A 16,821-nucleotide genomic window follows, 5' to 3' on the forward strand; every position below is an offset into this window, starting at 1 on the left:
TATGTTCAGGTCGCTGCTGCCCCTGCTGATCGCCGCGCTGCCTGGGTTCTGTATACCCACGGTTGCCGCGGCCGAAGAACAGCTCGCGCTGTTCTCGCCTGAAGGCTATCGCCAGACGCAGTACCGCAGCCCGACACCTGCGTCCGCGGAAGGTGCGCAGACCCTGGACACCGCGGCTCTGCAGACGCTGATCGCACAAGAACCGGACCTTGTGCTGGTGGATGTCTATCGGAGCCAGTGGCTCGCCGGCCGGTTCATCGACAGCGAACCCCACGCAAACCTGCCCGGCAGCATCTGGTTGGCGAACACCGGCGATGGCAATCTGCAACCCGAATGGGCAAGCTACTTCAGCGAGAACCTTGCCCGCGTCAGCCAGGGCAACCTGCAGCGGCCACTGGTCTTCTACTGCCGCTCGGACTGCTGGCTCGGCTGGAACGCGACCAAGCGCGCCCATGGGCTGGGCTACACACGACTGTACTGGTATCGAGATGGGGTGGACGGTTGGGAACAGGCGGGCCTGCCCTTGCACCCGGCTACTCCGGAACCGCTGCCTGGCGACGAGTAGCATCACCTGACCAGCATGCCCCCACCATAATCACAACAAAGAGGTGACCGGCCTTGTACAAGATCCTGATTGCGGACGACCATCCGCTGTTCCGTGAAGCCATTCATAACGTCATTCGCGACGGCTTCCCCGACAGCGAAATCCTTGAAACTGCCGACCTCGACAGCGCGCTGGCGCTTACCCTGGAACACGACGATCTCGATCTGGTGCTGCTGGACCTGAACATGCCCGGCATGCACGGCCTCAACGGCCTGATCAATCTGCGCAACGAAGCACCGACCATTCCGGTGGTGATCGTCTCGGCCGAGCAGGACAAGCAGATCGTGCTGCAGGCCATTACCTACGGCGCGGTCGGCTTCATCACCAAATCCTCGCCGCGGGCGCAGATGACCGACGCCATCGAGCAGATCCTCAACGGCAACGTCTACCTGCCTTCGGACATCATCCGCAGCCAGAAGCCGAGCAGCCGCCACTCCCATCACAACGAGCCATCGATCCCGCCGGAACTGTTGCAGGCGCTGACGCGCAAGCAGCTGCTTGTGCTCGAGCGCATGACCAAGGGTGAATCCAACAAGCAGATCGCCTACAACCTCGACATCGCCGAGACCACCGTGAAGGCCCACGTATCGGCGATTCTGCGCAAGCTCAACGTGCACAACCGCGTCCAGGCGATCCTTTCTGCCGGGGACATCGATTTCACTGCCTATCTGCGCCGCTGAAACGGCGCAGGCAGCAGCCAGCCCTATCCCGCCGCCTGCGCCCCTTCGAACCAGGCGAGCTTCTCGCGCAGCTGCACCACTTCGCCGACGATCAGCAGCGTCGGTGCCTGCACGTCTTCCTGTGCGATGCGCTCGGCCAGTATCCCCAGCGTAGCTGTGAAGACACGCTGGTTGCTGGTGGTGCCCTGCTGCACCAGCGCCGCCGGCGTATCCGCCGAACGCCCATGGGCTATCAGTTGCTGGCAGATCACCGGCAAGCCCACCAGGCCCATGTAGAACACCAGCGTCTGTGCCGGCGCGGCGAGTTCCGCCCAGGGCAGATCGCAGCTGCCGTCTTTCAGATGACCGGTGACGAAACGCACCGATTGCGCATGATCGCGGTGGGTGAGCGGAATGCCGGCATAAGCGGCACAGCCACTGGCGGCAGTAATACCCGGCACGACCTGGAACGGCACACCGTTGGCTGCCAGTTCCTCGATCTCCTCACCACCGCGGCCAAAGATGAACGGGTCACCGCCCTTGAGCCGCAGCACGCGCTTGCCTTCCTTGGCCAGGGTCACCAGTTTCTGGTTGATCTGCTCCTGCGGCACCGCGTGTTCCGAACGCTGCTTGCCAACGTAGATGCGGTCGGCATCGCGCCGGCACAGGTCGATGATCGCTGGCGCTACCAGGCGATCGTAGAGCACGACATCAGCCTGCTGCATCAGGCGCAAGGCACGGAAAGTCAGCAGGTCAGGATCGCCCGGGCCAGCGCCTACCAAATAAACCTCGCCCAGCGCGCGCGGCGCTGCACCGGCAAGCTTCTCCGCCAGCAGGCGCTCGGCTTCGGCGCTGCACCCAGCCAACGCCTGTTCGGCGATCGGTCCTTGGAAGGTTTCCTCCCAGAACACCCGCCGCTGCTGAACGTTGGCAAACTTGGCTTTGACCTGAGCGCGGAACTGCTTGGCCAGACCGGCCAGCTGGCCGTAGGCCGCGGGAATCCAGGTCTCGATGCGCGCGCGGATCAACCGCGCCAGCACCGGTGCATCGCCACCACTGGAAACCGCAATCACCAGCGGCGAGCGGTCGACGATCGCCGGAAAGATCACGCTGCACAGCTGCGGCGAGTCGACCACGTTGACCGGCATGCCCAGCGCGTTGGCGTGCTGCGAAACCGCGGCATTCAGCGGCTCGTCATCGGTGGCGGCGATGGCCAGCACACAACCTTGCAGGTCTTGCGGGTCATAGCCACGATCGAGGCATTCGCCATCGCCTGCCTCTACCAGTTCGGCCAGTTGCGGCTCGATGCTCGGCGCCACCACCCGCAGCCGAGCTCCGGCTTCGCTCAGCAGCCGCGCCTTGCGCAGCGCGATCTCGCCACCCCCGACAATCAGTACCGTGCGGCCTTTGAGGTTGTGGAACAGCGGGAGGTATTCCATGGGCGAATCCTGGAGGGTCGTTGGTGGTAAGGGCATCACAGCCATTACGGCCGCGATGCCCCTTGTCGAATATCAAGGATCCGGCCTGATGCCGAACCGCGATGACGCAGCGCCGCAGCCTCAGCCGATGACTTCGATACCACCCATGTATGGTTTCAGCACGTCGGGTACCACAACGCTTCCGTCGGCCTGCTGGTAGTTCTCCAGTACGGCGACCAGGGTACGACCGACCGCCAGGCCCGAACCATTGAGGGTGTGCACGAGCTCCGGCTTGCCGGTTTCCGGATTGCGATAACGCGCCTGCATGCGCCGCGCCTGGAAATCACCGCAGTTGGAGCAGGAAGAAATCTCGCGATACTTGTCCTGGCTCGGCACCCAGACTTCCAGGTCATAGGTCTTGGTCGCGCCGAAGCCCATGTCGCCGGTGCACAGCGACAACACGCGGTAAGGCAGTTCCAGCAGCTGCAGCACCTTCTCGGCATTGCCGGTCAGCTCTTCCAGCGCCTCGAAGGACTTCGACGGCTCGACGATCTGCACCATCTCGACCTTGTCGAACTGGTGCTGACGGATCATGCCGCGGGTATCGCGCCCGGAGGCGCCGGCCTCGCTGCGGAAACAGGGCGTGTGGGCGACGAACTTCAGCGGCAGCTCTTTGGCATCGAGAATCTCGCCGGCCACGATGTTGGTCAGCGACACCTCGGCGGTCGGGATCAGGTAGAAGTCCGCCTCGCCTTCCCGGCTGATCTTGAACAGATCTTCCTCGAACTTTGGCAGCTGACCGGTTCCCTGCAGCGCCGGGGCCTGTACCAGATACGGCGTGTAGGCCTCTTCGTAGCCATGCTCTCGGGTGTGCAGGTCGATCATGAACTGCGCCAGCGCGCGATGCAGGCGGGCGATCGGGCCGCGCATCAGGGCGAAGCGGGCACCGGACAGCTTGGCCGCGGTCTCGAAGTCCAGCCAGCCATGCTGCTCGCCCAGGGCGACGTGATCCTGAACGGCGAAGTCGAAGGTCTTCGGCGTACCCCAGCGGCGAACCTCGACGTTCTCGTCCTCATCCGCACCGACCGGCACCGACTCGTGCGGCAGGTTGGGAATGCTCAGCATCAGCTGGTCGAGTTCGGTCTGGATGCGGTCCAGCTCCTGCTTGCCGGATTCGAGTTCCGAGCCCATGCGATCCACGTCGGCGAGCAACGGCGCGATGTCCTCACCGCGCTGCTTGGCCTGGCCGATGGATTTGGAGCGCGCGTTGCGCTCGGCCTGGAGTTGTTCGGTGCGGGTCTGCACGGTCTTGCGCTGAGCTTCCAGCGCTTCGATGCGCGCCACGTCCAGCTGGTAGCCACGGGTGGCCAGGCGGGCCGCCACGTCCTGTAGCTGAGTGCGTACCAGTTTCGAATCAAGCATGGTGGGTCTCGTCTGTGAAAGCTTGGATGAAGGGCGAAGAGGGAGCGAAGTTTACTGTGAACGCGCGCCGGTTCATAACCTGGCGAGCGCCAGACCGGCCCAGGCCGCCAACAGGCCACCGAACACGCTGCCGCCGACATATGCGAAGGCAGTCGCCAGCTGACCGCTTTCAAGCAGGCGCAGTGCATCCAGCGAAAAACTAGAGAACGTCGTAAGTGCTCCAAGAAAGCCGATGATCAGTGCACCACGCAGCTCCGGCGAGATATCCGGCCGGGCGAGAAAGGTAGCGTAGAGATAGCCTATCAGCAGGCAGCCCAGCAGATTCACGGCCAACGTGGCCAGATAGAAATGCCGCGGCCATTGGGCGCTGACCCAGGTCGCCAGGGCAAAGCGCAACAGGGTCCCTATCACGCCGCCACAAGCGACGGCGAAGGCCATGCGGATCATTCCTTTCTCCGTTGGATGGGGCTTTCGCGGTCGAGCCGGGCAAGGTGTTCGAGCTTGTCGCGGATCTTGCTTTCCAGGCCGCGTGGTACGGGGTGATAGTAGCGGCGCGGTTCCATGGACTCGGGAAAGTAATCCTCGCCTGCCGCGTAGGCATCCGGTTCGTCGTGGGCGTAGCGATATTCGTTGCCGTAGCCGAGTTCTTTCATCAGCTTGGTCGGCGCGTTTCGCAAATGCAGCGGCACTTCCTGCGAGCCGTTCTCTGCAGCATCGCGCATGGCTGCCTTGAACGCGGTGTAGACGGCGTTGCTCTTCGGTGCGCAGGCCAGATAGACAATGGCCTGCGCCACGGCCAGCTCCCCTTCCGGGCTACCCAGGCGCTCCTGCACGTCCCAGGCGTTCAGGCACAACGGCAGCGCGCGGGGGTCGGCATTACCGATTTCCTCGCTGGCCATGCGCACGACACGTCGGGCGATGTACAGCGGGTCGCAGCCGCCATCGAGCATGCGCGCGAACCAGTACAGCGCCGCGTCCGGATTGGAGCCGCGCACGGACTTGTGCAGCGCCGATATCTGGTCGTAGAAGGCCTCGCCGCCCTTGTCGAAACGACGGCGACTGTCACCCAGCAGATCCTGCAGCAGGTCGGTGCTGATGCTACCGCCCTCTTCGGCCAGGTCCGATGCGTTCTCCAGCAGATTGAGCAACCGACGACCGTCACCATCGGCTGCCGCCAGCAGCATCTGGAAGCTGTCCTCCGGCAGCGTGAGATGGAGCTCGCCCAGGCCCTTGGGGTCGGTCAGCGCGCGCGCCACCAGCTTGCGCAAGGCCGCTTCGTCCAGGCTTTTCAGCACATAAACGCGAGCCCGCGAGAGCAAGGCATTGTTGAGTTCGAAAGAGGGGTTTTCGGTGGTGGCGCCGATAAAGATCAGCGTGCCGTCTTCGACGTAAGGCAGGAAGGCGTCCTGCTGGGACTTGTTGAAGCGATGCACTTCGTCGACGAACAGAATGGTCCGCCGGCCGTACTGCGCCGCTTGCTGCTTGGCGATCTCCACCGCCTGGCGAATCTCCTTGACCCCGGCAAGCACGGCGGAAACCGTTTCGAAATGGGCATCGGAGACCTTAGCCAGGAGCCGCGCCAGAGTGGTCTTGCCAACACCGGGCGGCCCCCAGAACACCATGGAGTGCAACGCGCCCTGCTCCAGCGCCTCGCGCAACGGCTTGCCGCGCGCGAGCAGGTGCTCCTGCCCGACGTATTCGTCGAGGCTGGCTGCGCGCAGACGCGCGGCAAGTGGCTGGGCGACAGGTTCGCGGCTGAACAGGTCCATTGCGGACGGTTACCTCGATTGCAGCGGCCCGCCGCTGCGCAGGCCGCCTGATACGAATGTCAGATTAGGCTCACTCGGAAATGACGTCGGCACCCTCGGGAATCTCGAAGGTGAACAGGTCGGCCTTGAGCGGCTGATTCATCTTCACCCCCATGAAGAGGATATTGGTGCGCTGACCGACACTGTCGATCAGCTGCATGTCATTGATCACGCCGCCGCGGAAGGACAGCCGCAGGTTGTCGAACAGGGTGTCCTTGGCCTTGGGCTTGAGGGTGAAGTCCACCACGTCCCCGGCCTCCTTGTGCGAGACCTCGAAGTTCTCGCTGATGGTGGAGACGTCGCCGGACAGCAGCAAAGCCGGTGTGTGAGTCAGGCGCTGATCAAGCTCCTGGATGGTGACCTGCTCGAGATCCGGGTCATACAGCCACACCTTCTTGCCGTTGGACACCAAGAGCTGCTCCATCGGCGCATCGGTGTGCCAGCGGAACTGGCCGGGGCGCTTGAGTGCCAGCTCTCCGGAGGTCTCCTGCAGCTGGGTGCCGCTGCCGTCGAGCGAGAGCTGTGAGAAGCGGCCAGTCAGGGTTTCGGCCTGATTGAGCAGGCCGGTCAGGCGTTTGGTGGAAGCCGCCTGGTCGGCGTGGGCCGGTACCAGAGCGACCATCAGGACAGATGCACACAGCAAACGGATCAATTGCATGTAGCCCTCGAAGCGATTCAATCGCGCATGGGTGGCGGCGCGATGACCTCGCGCGAGCCGTTGGTATTCATGGATGTCACCACGCCGGCCATTTCCATGGCTTCGATCATGCGTGCGGCGCGGTTGTAGCCGATTTTCAGCTTGCGCTGCACCGCGGAGATCGACGCGCGGCGGCTTTCGGTCACGAAGCGAACGGCCTCGTCGTACAAGGGGTCTTCTTCGCTACCTTCCCCGCTGCCTTCGCCACCACCGCCCTCGAAGCCGCTACCAGCCTCTTCCACGCCGGCGAGGATGTCCTCGATGTAGTCGGGCGCTCCGCGAGCCTTCCAGGCTTCGACCACACGATGCACCTCGTCATCGGAGACGAACGCACCATGCACGCGGATCGGCAGGCCGGTGCCCGGCGGCAGGTAGAGCATGTCACCGTGACCGAGCAACTGCTCGGCGCCGCCCTGGTCGAGGATGGTGCGCGAGTCGATCTTGCTCGACACCTGGAAGGCCATGCGGGTCGGGATGTTGGCCTTGATCAGACCGGTGATCACGTCCACCGATGGACGCTGGGTGGCAAGGATCAGATGGATGCCCGCCGCACGTGCCTTCTGCGCGATACGGGCAATCAGTTCTTCGACCTTCTTGCCGACGATCATCATCATGTCAGCGAATTCGTCGACAACCACCACGATGGTCGGCAGGCTCTTCAGATACGGCGGCTCGTCATCCATCGACTCGCGCTTGTACAGCGGGTCGTGCAGCGGCGTGCCGGCCTCTTCCGCTTCCTTGATCTTGCGGTTGAAGCCCGCCAGGTTGCGCACGCCCATGGCCGCCATCAGCTTGTAGCGCCGCTCCATCTCGGCCACGCTCCAGCGCAGTGCGTTGGCCGCCTCCTTCATGTCGGTGACCACCGGGCAGAGCAGGTGCGGAATGCCTTCGTAGATCGACAGTTCGAGCATCTTCGGGTCGATCATGATCAGCCGCGCCTCTTCCGGCGTCGACTTGAACAGGATCGACAGGATCATCGCGTTGACCCCCACCGACTTACCGGAACCGGTGGTACCGGCCACCAGCAGATGCGGCATCTTCGCCAGATCGGCGATAACCGGTTTGCCGCCGATATCGTGACCGAGCGCCAGGGTGACCGGCGACTTGGCGTCGTCATAAGGCGCCGACGACAGCACCTCGGAGAAACGGACGATCTGCCGATCCTCGTTGGGAATCTCGATACCCACGGTGGTCTTGCCCGGAATGACCTCGACCACGCGCACGCTGACCATGGCCATCGAACGCGCCAGGTCCTTGGCCAGATTGGAGATGCGGCTGACCTTGACGCCGGCCGCAGGCTGAATCTCGAAACGGGTGATCACCGGGCCCGGGTGAACCGACTCGACCACAACCTCGACGCCGAACTCCTTGAGCTTGATCTCCAGCAGCCGCGACATGGCCTCGAGGGACTCGGGCGAATACTGCTTCTGCTGCTTTTCCGCGACGTCGAGGATGGAAATCGGCGGCAGGCTGCCTTCGACCGCGGTATCGACGAACAACGGCGCCTGCTTCTCCTTGAGCACGCGCTTGCTCGGCTCTGCCGGCTTTGCCGGTGCGGGCGGGGTGATCACAGGAGCCTGGCGCTTCCCCAGCTCGCTCATGTGCTTGGCCAGTGCCTCGTCGCGCTCGATGATGCGCTCCTTGACCTTGGCCTGCTCGCGGCGATCGCGCACCATTGGCGCGGCCACCTCGCTTACCACATCGTCCGCCTCGCGCAGCTGCGCAACCAGCTGCTTGCGTTCGGCGCGGGCATTCCACCAGCGGCTGAAAAAGCTCTGGATCAGTTCCAGCAGGTCGAGCGTGATCTTGCCGGTGATATCCATCACCTTGAACCAGGACAGGTCGGTAAAGACCGTCAGCCCGAACAGAAAGAACGCCAGCAACGCGAGCGTGCTGCCCTGCACGTTGAGCATCTGCACCGCCAGCTGGCCAAGGCTCTCGCCCAGCGCACCGCCCGCGGATGCCGGCAAGGCTTCGCCGCCTTGGAAATGGATATAGGCCAACGCCGAACCGGACAGCACCAGGAACACCAGGCCGATCAGCCGCCAGGAGAACAACCAGCCATTCCACACCCAGGGCTGGTGACGCGCACGGAATACCTGCCAGGTCTTGACGCCCAGCAGTAGCGGGAAGAGGTACGCGAAGTAACCCAGCGCCATGAACAGCACATCGGCGAACCAGGCGCCCGCGCGGCCCGCGGCGTTGCGCACCTGATCGACGTTGCTCGTGTGGGTCCAGCCCGGATCGCCCGGATCGTAGGTCAATAGCGCCATCCACAGGTAGACGCAGAGCGCACCGAGCGCTATCAACGCGCCTTCCTTGAGGCGATAGTGCAATTGTTGTCGCCAGACGGTTGCCGGCGCGGTAGATGAGGAATTCTTCAAAACGCTTTCTTTCCTGCGCCTGCGGCGCGATGAACCGTAGTCAGCCAGAACCCCGGCATTGTACGGGTTTGTCGATTCGATGGCATGCGGGTTCCGCGGCGGCTTGGGCTTTTGCCGATGCTTCGGTGTAGCATAAACGCCCGATTTCCCGGCGCGGCTCGACTGGAGCACGCTTCTCTATTTGCAACAAAGGCTTATGAGGGCTTTTTATGAGTGAAGTCAAGCATTCGCGTCTGATCATCCTCGGCTCCGGCCCGGCCGGTTATACCGCTGCGGTATACGCTGCCCGCGCCAACCTGAAGCCGCTGATGATCACCGGCATCCAGCCCGGCGGCCAGCTGACCACCACCACCGAGGTCGACAACTGGCCTGGCGACGTCGAAGGCCTGACCGGCCCGGATCTGATGGTGCGCATGCAGAAACACGCCGAGCGCTTCGACACCGAGATCGTCTTCGATCACATCCATACCGCCGAGTTGCAGCAGCGCCCGTTCACCCTGCGCGGCGACAGCGGTGTCTATACCTGCGATGCGCTGATCATCGCCACGGGCGCTTCAGCGCAGTATCTCGGCCTGCCCTCCGAAGAAGCGTTCGCCGGTCGCGGCGTATCCGCCTGCGCCACCTGTGACGGCTTCTTCTACCGCAACCAGGTCGTCGCGGTGATCGGTGGCGGCAATACCGCGGTCGAGGAGGCGCTGTACCTGTCCAACATCGCCAAGGAAGTCCACCTGATCCACCGCCGCGACAAGCTCCGTTCGGAGAAGATCCTGCAGGACAAGATCATGGACAAGGCGACCAACGGCAACATTCGTCTGCACTGGAACCACACCCTCGAGGAAGTCCTCGGCGACGCCAGTGGCGTGACCGGCGTTCGCCTGAAGAGCACCCTTACCGGTGAAGAGAACACGCTGGACCTGGCCGGCGTATTCATCGCCATCGGTCACAAGCCGAACACCGACCTGTTCCAGGGCCAGCTGGAGATGAAGGATGGCTACCTGAAGATCCGCGGCGGCGGTGAAGGCGATGCCACCTGCACCAGCATTCCCGGAGTGTTCGCCGCAGGCGATGTGGCCGACCACGTTTATCGCCAGGCCATCACCTCCGCGGGCGCCGGCTGCATGGCGGCACTGGATGCCGAGAAGTACCTGGACAACTGATCCCAGGCGGGCTTCGGCCCGCCCACCCCTACTCTGCGTGCCGACATGCTGACCTGGCTAAAGCGCGACGACTTCAGCTTTCCTCCCCTCGAAACGGCTCTGCGCGAACCCAACGGCCTGCTTGCTGCTGGCGGTGACTTGCGGCCAGAGCGACTCCTGGCGGCCTACCGCCACGGCTGTTTCCCCTGGTATCAGGAAGGCCAACCGCTGCTGTGGTGGTCGCCCGATCCGCGCACGGTGCTCTTTCCTGACGAGCTGCATGTTTCGCGCAGCCTGCGCAAGCGCATGCGCCACGGCGACTACCAGGTGACCTTCGACAAGGCCTTTGCCGAGGTCATCCAGGGATGCGCCGGCCCGCGGAGCTATGCAGACGGCACCTGGATCACGACACCGATGCAAGACGCCTATATCAGGCTGCACGAGATGGGCGTCGCGCACTCGGTGGAAGTCTGGCAGCAAGGGCAACTCGTCGGCGGACTCTACGGCCTCGCGATGGGTGAGCTATTTTTCGGCGAGTCGATGTTCAGCCGCGCCACCGATGCCTCCAAGGTCGGCTTCGTCACCTTGGTGGAACGGCTGCGCGAATGGGGCTTTGCGCTGATCGACTGCCAGATGCCGACCCGTCATCTGGAGAGCTTCGGCGCTCGCAGCATCCCACGCGCGGCATTCGCCGAGGCACTCGCAACGCATCTGGATCGCCCCAGCGCAGCCGACTGGCGCGCCTAGTCGACCTCGGCAAGCTGGCCTACACTGGGTTCATGATTTCTGAGAGTTGACCATGACTTCACTGGCTCGCCTCAAGTTCTACGCCACCCAGCCTCACGCTTGCAGCTACCTGCCCGATGAACAGGCCACCACCTTGTTCCTCGATCCAAGCCAACCGATGGACGTGCAGGTGTATGCGGAGCTTTCGGAGATGGGCTTTCGCCGCAGCGGGGATCATCTCTATCGCCCCCACTGCCAGCGCTGCTCGGCCTGCATTCCGGCACGCATCCCGGTAAGCGCACCGGAACTCAATCGCCAACAGAAGCGAATCCTCAAGCGCAACGCCGACCTGCAGGTCCGCGGCGTACGCCCGGCATTCAGCGAAGAACTGTACGCGCTCTACGCCAACTACATCGAGAAACGCCACGCCGATGGCGACATGTATCCACCCAGCCGTGAGCAGTTCAACACCTTCCTCGTGCGCGACCTGCCATTCTCGCGCTTTTATGAATTCCGGCTCGACGGCAGGCTGCTGGCCGTCGCCGTTACCGACGTCCTGCCCAATGGCTTGTCTGCTGTTTACACCTTCTACGATCCGGACGAAGAGCGCCGCAGCCTAGGGCGCTACGCGATTCTCTGGCAGATGGGCGAAGCCGCGCGCCTTGGCCTGAAGGCCGTCTATCTCGGTTATTGGATCAAGAACTGCCGGAAGATGAACTACAAGACCGAATATCGGCCCATCGAACTCTTGGTCAACCAGCGCTGGGTAACGCTCAGCTGAAGTCCTTGGCTCATCGACCCATTTCGGGCACAATGCTTGCCGCTTTTGCCCGTGCATCTACGGGCCAATTACCTGAATACCGAGGACTTTACTGAATGTCGAAAGAAGACAGCTTCGAAATGGAAGGTACTGTCGTCGACACCCTGCCCAACACCATGTTTCGCGTGGAGTTGGAAAACGGGCACGTCGTTACTGCGCACATCTCCGGAAAGATGCGCAAGAACTACATCCGGATTCTTACCGGTGACAAGGTTCGCGTGGAGCTGACCCCTTACGATCTGAGCAAGGGTCGCATCACCTACCGCGCCCGCTAAGCGAGTCGCGAGAAAAAACGCCCGGTCTTACCGGGCTTTTTTGTTTGTGCCAGCCATTGCGCACCGCCAGCAATCCGCACAAACGAAAACGCCCGACAGAGGCCGGGCGCTCGTCTCAATGGCCGTCAGGCCAGCTCTGCAGTGGTTTCGAATTCGAAGAACGGCTCGCCGTCACGAATATCGATATGCACCACACCGCCGTGTTCGGCCAGCTCTCCGAACAGGATTTCTTCGGCCAGCGGCCGCTTGATCTTGTCCTGGATCAGCCTGGCCATCGGCCGGGCGCCCATCTGGGCATCATAGCCGTGCTCCGCCAGCCAGCCGCGGGCGGCATCCGACACCTCCAGCGTCACGTGCTTGTCCTCGAGCTGCGCCTGCAGTTCGATCAGGAACTTGTCGACGATGCTCTTGATGACATCATGGCTCAGACGGCCGAACTGGATGATGGTGTCCAGACGGTTGCGGAACTCTGGCGTGAAGCTCTTCTTGATGACTTCCATGGCATCGGACGCGTGATCCTGCAGGGTGAAGCCAATGGACGCCCGCGCCGCGGTTTCCGCCCCAGCATTGGTGGTCATGATGATGATCACGTTGCGGAAATCGGCTTTGCGCCCGTTGTTGTCGGTGAGCGTGCCGTGGTCCATCACCTGCAGCAGCAAATTGAAGACTTCCGGATGGGCTTTCTCGATCTCATCCAGCAATAGCACGCAATGTGGCTGCTTGGTGATAGCTTCGGTCAACAGACCGCCCTGATCAAATCCGACATATCCCGGAGGCGCACCGATCAGGCGCGAGACCGTATGGCGCTCCATGTACTCGGACATGTCGAAGCGAATCAGCTCGACCCCCAAGGCACGAGCCAACTGGCGTGCCGCTTCGGTCTTGCCGACCCCCGTCGGGCCGGCGAAGAGGAAGGAACCCACCGGCTTGTCCGGTGCCTTCAGTCCAGCACGAGACAGCTTGATGGCAGTCGCCAGCGAGTCGATCGCATCGTCCTGTCCAAACACCGTGAGCTTCAGGTCGCGCTCAAGATTACGCAGCAATTCCTTGTCGGAGCTGCTGACGTGCTTCGGAGGAATTCGCGCGATCTTCGCTACGATATCCTCAACCTGCTCGACGTCGATGCACTTGACCCGCTGCCCTTCCGGCTGCAGACGCTGATAGGCACCAGCCTCGTCGATTACATCGATGGCCTTGTCCGGCATATGGCGATCATTGATATAGCGCGAAGCCAGCTCCGCAGCCGCACGCAACGCCTCGTCACTGTACTCGATCTTGTGATGCTGCTCGAAACGCCCCTTGAGCCCGCGCAGGATGCCAATGGTATCTTCGACCGAAGGCTCGGTGACGTCGACCTTCTGGAAACGGCGCGCCAAGGCGCGATCCTTCTCGAAGATGCCGCGAAACTCTTGGAATGTAGTGGAACCGATGCAGCGGATCTCGCCCGACGACAGCAGCGGCTTGAGCAGATTGGACGCATCCATCACACCGCCAGATGCCGCACCGGCGCCGATGATCGTGTGGATCTCATCGATGAACAGGATGGCATGAGGCCGCTTGCGCAGCTCCCCGAGTAGCGCCTTGAAGCGCTTCTCGAAATCGCCGCGGTACTTGGTGCCAGCCAGCAGTGCACCAAGATCCAGCGAATACACAACGCTATCACCCAGCAGATCGGGCACCTGGTTATCTACGATCCGCTTCGCCAGCCCCTCGGCAATGGCCGTCTTGCCGACACCGGCCTCGCCGACCAGTAAGGGATTGTTCTTGCGCCGACGCGCCAGGATCTGCGCAACTCGCTCGACTTCGTGCTCGCGCCCGACCAGCGGATCGATCCGTCCCTGGCGTGCCAGCTCGTTCAGGTTGCTGGCATAGGCATCCAGCGGATTGCTGGAAGCACCCGTCTCGCCACCATCCTCGTCCTGCATGTCGGCATCGTTCTCGGGGCTGCCGGAACTTCCCGGAACCTTGGAGATGCCGTGGGCGATGTAATTGACGACATCGATACGCGCCACGTTCTGCTGCTTGAGCAGAAAGACCGCCTGGCTTTCCTGTTCGCTGAAGATGGCGACCAGAACATTGGCACCGGTCACTTCACGCTTGCCGGAGCTCTGCACATGAAATACGGCACGCTGCAGAACGCGCTGAAAACCCAAGGTTGGCTGGGTTTCGCGCTCTTCATCGTGCTGTGGAATGAGTGGTGTGGTGGAGTCAATGAATTCCTGCAGGTCGTGCCGGAGCTTATCCAGGCTCGCACCACAGGCGCGGAGTACGGTAGCAGCCGCTTCATTGTCCAGTAGGGCCAACAGGAGGTGTTCAACCGTCATGAACTCATGACGCTTGGTACGTGCCTCTTTGAAAGCCAGATTCAGAGTGACTTCGAGTTCACGGTTCAACATAGCTTTCACCTCATCCCCAGCAGTCGGAGTTAACCGTCCTTCTCGATCTCACAAAGCAGCGGGTGCTGGCATTCCCTTGCATATTGATTCACTTGCATCGCTTTGGTTTCGGCCACGTCGCGGGTGTATATCCCACAGACGGCCTGCCCCTCAGTATGAACGGCGAGCATGATCTTGGTCGCCTGCTCCCTGCCGTGATTGAAAATGCCTTCCAGTACCTCGACGACGAAATCCATCGGCGTGTAGTCGTCATTGAACATGACAACTTTATACATCGGTGGTGCCTTGAGTTCCGGCTTGGCCTCTTGAACCGCCAGGCCAGAGGCGTCGTCTTCGTCCCCCAAGGGGCGATCCTGATTGAATGTTAGTCGAATCTGAGCAAATGCATGCATGCGCATAACGGTTCTAGGTCGTGGCGTGGGGGCCAGATAAATATGGACAGCTTCGCAGCCAGCTGACGAGTCGCCTTGACTATCGGCAAAACGGTGATACAAACAGTAAGTGCCTACAACGGCAAACGGGTTGCGCAACATGAGGCCTCGGGCTGCATAAGCGCGGAATGAAATGGATGTTACTCCAGTAATGGACTCCTTTGCAGAGGGATAACAGCATGCTAAGCGGTAAGGTCAAGTGGTTCAACAACGCCAAAGGCTACGGATTCATCGTAGCAGACGGCGGCGATGAGGACCTGTTCGCCCACTACTCGGCCATCCAGATGGACGGCTACAGAACGCTGAAAGCTGGGCAAGCGGTCATGTTCAATATCCTGCAGGGTCCGAAAGGCCTCCACGCAACCGACATTCGGCCCCAGCAGGCCATGTCCGAAGCGACGACTCCTGCTGCTGCCCAAGGTGCTTCCACGGTCGACGCCTGACGTCTTCCGGGGCAAATGAAAAGGCCGATCAGTCGATCGGCCTTTTTTGCTTGCGCTCGCTTACATATGGCTGATCATTGCATCGCCGAACTGCGAGCAAGACATCAGCTGCGCGCCATCCATCAGCCGCTCGAAGTCATAAGTGACGGTCTTGGCAGCAATGGCACCTTCAGTGCCCTTGATGATCAAGTCGGCAGCTTCGACCCACCCCATGTGACGCAGCATCATTTCCGCTGAAAGGATCAACGAACCAGGATTGACCTTGTCCTGACCGGCATACTTGGGCGCCGTGCCATGGGTCGCCTCGAACATCGCCACCGTGTCGGACAGGTTGGCGCCCGGAGCGATGCCGATACCACCAACCTCGGCAGCCAAAGCGTCGGACAGGTAGTCACCGTTCAGGTTGAGCGTGGCGATGACATCGTATTCGGCCGGACGCAGCAGAATCTGCTGCAGCATGGCATCGGCGATGGCGTCCTTGACCACGATGTTCTTGCCGGTATTGGGGTTCTTGAACTGCATCCAGGGTCCACCATCGAGCAGTTCGGCGCCGAACTCGTCGCGAGCGACTTCGTAGCCCCACTCCTTGAAAGCACCCTCGGTGAACTTCATGATGTTGCCTTTGTGGACGAAGGTGACCGAGTCACGATCATTGTCCACGGCATACTGCAGCGCCTTGCGAACCAGACGCTTGGTACCTTCCAGCGAGACGGGCTTGATGCCGATGCCGCAGTTCTCGGTGAAGCGGATCTTCTTGACGCCCATTTCCTCGGTGAGGAACTTGATGACCTTCTCCGCCTCAGGGGAGCCGGCTTTCCACTCGACACCGGCGTAAATATCTTCGGAGTTCTCGCGGAAGATCACCATGTCCACATCGCCTGGGTTCTTCACGGGACTCGGAACGCCAGTGAACCAGCGAACCGGGCGCTGGCAGACATAGAGGTCCAGTTCCTGACGCAGCGCAACGTTCAGCGAACGGATACCGCCTCCAACCGGCGTGGTCAGCGGTCCTTTGATGGAAACCACATAATCGCGCACCGCCTCCAGGGTTTCTTTTGGCAGCCAGGTGTCCTGGTCATAGACCTGAGTGGCTTTCTCGCCAGCATAGATTTCCATCCAGGCGATCTTGCGCTTGCCGCCGTAGGCCTTCTGCACGGCTGCGTCCACAACCTTGATCATCACGGGACTGATGTCGACGCCGATGCCGTCCCCCTCTATATAAGGAATGATCGGATTGTCGGGAACGTTCAGGGTGTTATCGGCATTGACGGTGATTTTGTCACCGCTGGCTGGCACCTGGATCTTTTGGTATCCCATGCTGGACTCCGTCTTCGTGGTTAGACATCGATCGTCGTTCGAGGGTACCCCACTCGAATCGCCTGAAACTACATGTTCGTTCGTCGTATGTGCAATGCCGTTCTGCCAGAGGGGGGCTCGATGGTATACTGCCGCGATGACTCACAAGTCATAAGGGACGAGCCTGTACCAGACCCGCCCCTTGAACCCTGACGCTGCCACCGCGGCTCGGCGGTTCAAATGCTCGACACTCTATTGGTGCATCCATCATCACCGCGGCGAATCCCCTTCTGGCTCGACTAGATG

The 16,821-nt window shown here is 61.8% G+C and carries 16 protein-coding genes; 7 read left to right on the forward strand and 9 right to left on the reverse strand.

Annotation, left to right across the window (positions count from 1 at the left end):
* Position 1: 1 nt before the first annotated feature.
* Complete coding sequence (locus HZR81_RS09475) at positions 2–565, forward strand: PQQ-dependent catabolism-associated CXXCW motif protein (protein ID WP_500127953.1); 564 nt, start codon at positions 2–4, stop codon at positions 563–565.
* Positions 566–618: 53 nt separating this feature from the next.
* On the forward strand, positions 619–1,284 hold the full coding sequence (locus HZR81_RS09480) for a response regulator transcription factor (protein WP_003298847.1): 666 nt from the start codon (positions 619–621) through the stop codon (positions 1,282–1,284).
* A gap of 23 nt (positions 1,285–1,307) precedes the next feature.
* Here the strand turns inward: HZR81_RS09480 and cysG are convergent, their stop codons facing one another.
* The 6 genes from cysG to ftsK form a co-directional block, all read right to left on the reverse strand.
* The gene (gene cysG, locus HZR81_RS09485; protein ID WP_500127954.1) at positions 1,308–2,702 is read right to left on the reverse strand and encodes a siroheme synthase CysG; all 1,395 of its coding nucleotides are present in this window, start codon (positions 2,700–2,702) and stop codon (positions 1,308–1,310) included.
* Positions 2,703–2,822: 120 nt separating this feature from the next.
* Entirely contained in the window at positions 2,823–4,103 is a 1,281-nt protein-coding gene (gene serS / locus HZR81_RS09490; RefSeq protein WP_230724816.1) for a serine--tRNA ligase, read from the reverse strand.
* Positions 4,104–4,175: 72 nt separating this feature from the next.
* Entirely contained in the window at positions 4,176–4,550 is a 375-nt protein-coding gene (gene crcB / locus HZR81_RS09495; protein WP_003298843.1) for a fluoride efflux transporter CrcB, read from the reverse strand.
* A complete protein-coding gene (locus HZR81_RS09500; RefSeq protein ID WP_125869160.1) occupies positions 4,547–5,872 on the reverse strand; it encodes a replication-associated recombination protein A in 1,326 nt (441 codons plus the stop codon). Before HZR81_RS09500 ends, crcB begins: the two co-directional genes overlap by 4 nt.
* 70 nt (positions 5,873–5,942) lie before the next feature.
* Positions 5,943–6,569, reverse strand: a complete 627-nt coding sequence (gene lolA / locus HZR81_RS09505; RefSeq protein ID WP_102841436.1) for an outer membrane lipoprotein periplasmic chaperone LolA — start codon at positions 6,567–6,569, stop codon at positions 5,943–5,945.
* Between the two features lie 17 nt (positions 6,570–6,586).
* Entirely contained in the window at positions 6,587–9,040 is a 2,454-nt protein-coding gene (gene ftsK, locus HZR81_RS09510) for a DNA translocase FtsK (RefSeq protein ID WP_500127963.1), read from the reverse strand.
* A 161-nt stretch (positions 9,041–9,201) separates the two neighbouring features.
* Here ftsK and trxB point away from each other — a divergent pair, with 161 nt between their 5' ends.
* The 4 genes from trxB (at position 9,202) to infA (ending at position 11,949) form a co-directional block, all read left to right on the forward strand.
* The gene (trxB, locus tag HZR81_RS09515; RefSeq protein WP_013982938.1) at positions 9,202–10,149 is read left to right on the forward strand and encodes a thioredoxin-disulfide reductase; all 948 of its coding nucleotides are present in this window, start codon (positions 9,202–9,204) and stop codon (positions 10,147–10,149) included.
* A 45-nt stretch (positions 10,150–10,194) separates the two neighbouring features.
* Complete coding sequence (aat, locus tag HZR81_RS09520) at positions 10,195–10,875, forward strand: leucyl/phenylalanyl-tRNA--protein transferase (RefSeq protein ID WP_053527633.1); 681 nt, start codon at positions 10,195–10,197, stop codon at positions 10,873–10,875.
* Positions 10,876–10,927: 52 nt separating this feature from the next.
* Complete coding sequence (locus HZR81_RS09525; RefSeq protein ID WP_102840973.1) at positions 10,928–11,635, forward strand: arginyltransferase; 708 nt, start codon at positions 10,928–10,930, stop codon at positions 11,633–11,635.
* 95 nt (positions 11,636–11,730) lie between these two features.
* Positions 11,731–11,949, forward strand: coding sequence for a translation initiation factor IF-1 (gene infA, locus HZR81_RS09530; RefSeq protein ID WP_002553999.1), 219 nt, complete (start codon positions 11,731–11,733; stop codon positions 11,947–11,949).
* Between the two features lie 125 nt (positions 11,950–12,074).
* Here infA and clpA read toward each other — a convergent pair whose 3' ends face one another.
* Positions 12,075–14,345 (reverse strand): ATP-dependent Clp protease ATP-binding subunit ClpA, encoded by a 2,271-nt coding sequence (gene clpA / locus HZR81_RS09535; RefSeq protein WP_125869157.1) that lies wholly within the window; start codon positions 14,343–14,345, stop codon positions 12,075–12,077.
* Between the two features lie 29 nt (positions 14,346–14,374).
* Entirely contained in the window at positions 14,375–14,737 is a 363-nt protein-coding gene (gene clpS / locus HZR81_RS09540) for an ATP-dependent Clp protease adapter ClpS (RefSeq protein WP_063541749.1), read from the reverse strand.
* A gap of 218 nt (positions 14,738–14,955) precedes the next feature.
* Between clpS and cspD the strand changes: the two genes are divergently transcribed.
* On the forward strand, positions 14,956–15,219 hold the full coding sequence (cspD, locus tag HZR81_RS09545) for a cold shock domain-containing protein CspD (RefSeq protein WP_063541720.1): 264 nt from the start codon (positions 14,956–14,958) through the stop codon (positions 15,217–15,219).
* A 60-nt stretch (positions 15,220–15,279) separates the two neighbouring features.
* On the opposite strand, the gene icd is transcribed toward cspD, so the two are convergent.
* Entirely contained in the window at positions 15,280–16,536 is a 1,257-nt protein-coding gene (gene icd / locus HZR81_RS09550; protein ID WP_063541722.1) for an NADP-dependent isocitrate dehydrogenase, read from the reverse strand.
* Positions 16,537–16,821: the final 285 nt, after the last annotated feature.

Source organism: Pseudomonas sp. LM13 (assembly GCF_041381355.1).
GTDB lineage: Bacteria > Pseudomonadota > Gammaproteobacteria > Pseudomonadales > Pseudomonadaceae > Stutzerimonas > Stutzerimonas frequens.

What these genes read in the sequence shown, in the direction of transcription:
- HZR81_RS09475 (WP_500127953.1), top strand. Translation starts at nt 2, where the DNA reads ATGTTCAGGTCGCTGCTGCCCCTGCTGATCGCCGCGCTGCCTGGGTTC.
- cysG (WP_500127954.1), bottom strand. Translation starts at nt 2,702, where the DNA reads ATGGAATACCTCCCGCTGTTCCACAACCTCAAAGGCCGCACGGTACTG.
- serS (WP_230724816.1), bottom strand. Translation starts at nt 4,103, where the DNA reads ATGCTTGATTCGAAACTGGTACGCACTCAGCTACAGGACGTGGCGGCC.
- crcB (WP_003298843.1), bottom strand. Translation starts at nt 4,550, where the DNA reads ATGATCCGCATGGCCTTCGCCGTCGCTTGTGGCGGCGTGATAGGGACC.
- HZR81_RS09500 (WP_125869160.1), bottom strand. Translation starts at nt 5,872, where the DNA reads ATGGACCTGTTCAGCCGCGAACCTGTCGCCCAGCCACTTGCCGCGCGT.
- lolA (WP_102841436.1), bottom strand. Translation starts at nt 6,569, where the DNA reads ATGCAATTGATCCGTTTGCTGTGTGCATCTGTCCTGATGGTCGCTCTG.
- trxB (WP_013982938.1), top strand. Translation starts at nt 9,202, where the DNA reads ATGAGTGAAGTCAAGCATTCGCGTCTGATCATCCTCGGCTCCGGCCCG.
- aat (WP_053527633.1), top strand. Translation starts at nt 10,195, where the DNA reads ATGCTGACCTGGCTAAAGCGCGACGACTTCAGCTTTCCTCCCCTCGAA.
- HZR81_RS09525 (WP_102840973.1), top strand. Translation starts at nt 10,928, where the DNA reads ATGACTTCACTGGCTCGCCTCAAGTTCTACGCCACCCAGCCTCACGCT.
- infA (WP_002553999.1), top strand. Translation starts at nt 11,731, where the DNA reads ATGTCGAAAGAAGACAGCTTCGAAATGGAAGGTACTGTCGTCGACACC.
- clpA (WP_125869157.1), bottom strand. Translation starts at nt 14,345, where the DNA reads ATGTTGAACCGTGAACTCGAAGTCACTCTGAATCTGGCTTTCAAAGAG.
- clpS (WP_063541749.1), bottom strand. Translation starts at nt 14,737, where the DNA reads ATGCATGCATTTGCTCAGATTCGACTAACATTCAATCAGGATCGCCCC.
- cspD (WP_063541720.1), top strand. Translation starts at nt 14,956, where the DNA reads ATGCTAAGCGGTAAGGTCAAGTGGTTCAACAACGCCAAAGGCTACGGA.
- icd (WP_063541722.1), bottom strand. Translation starts at nt 16,536, where the DNA reads ATGGGATACCAAAAGATCCAGGTGCCAGCCAGCGGTGACAAAATCACC.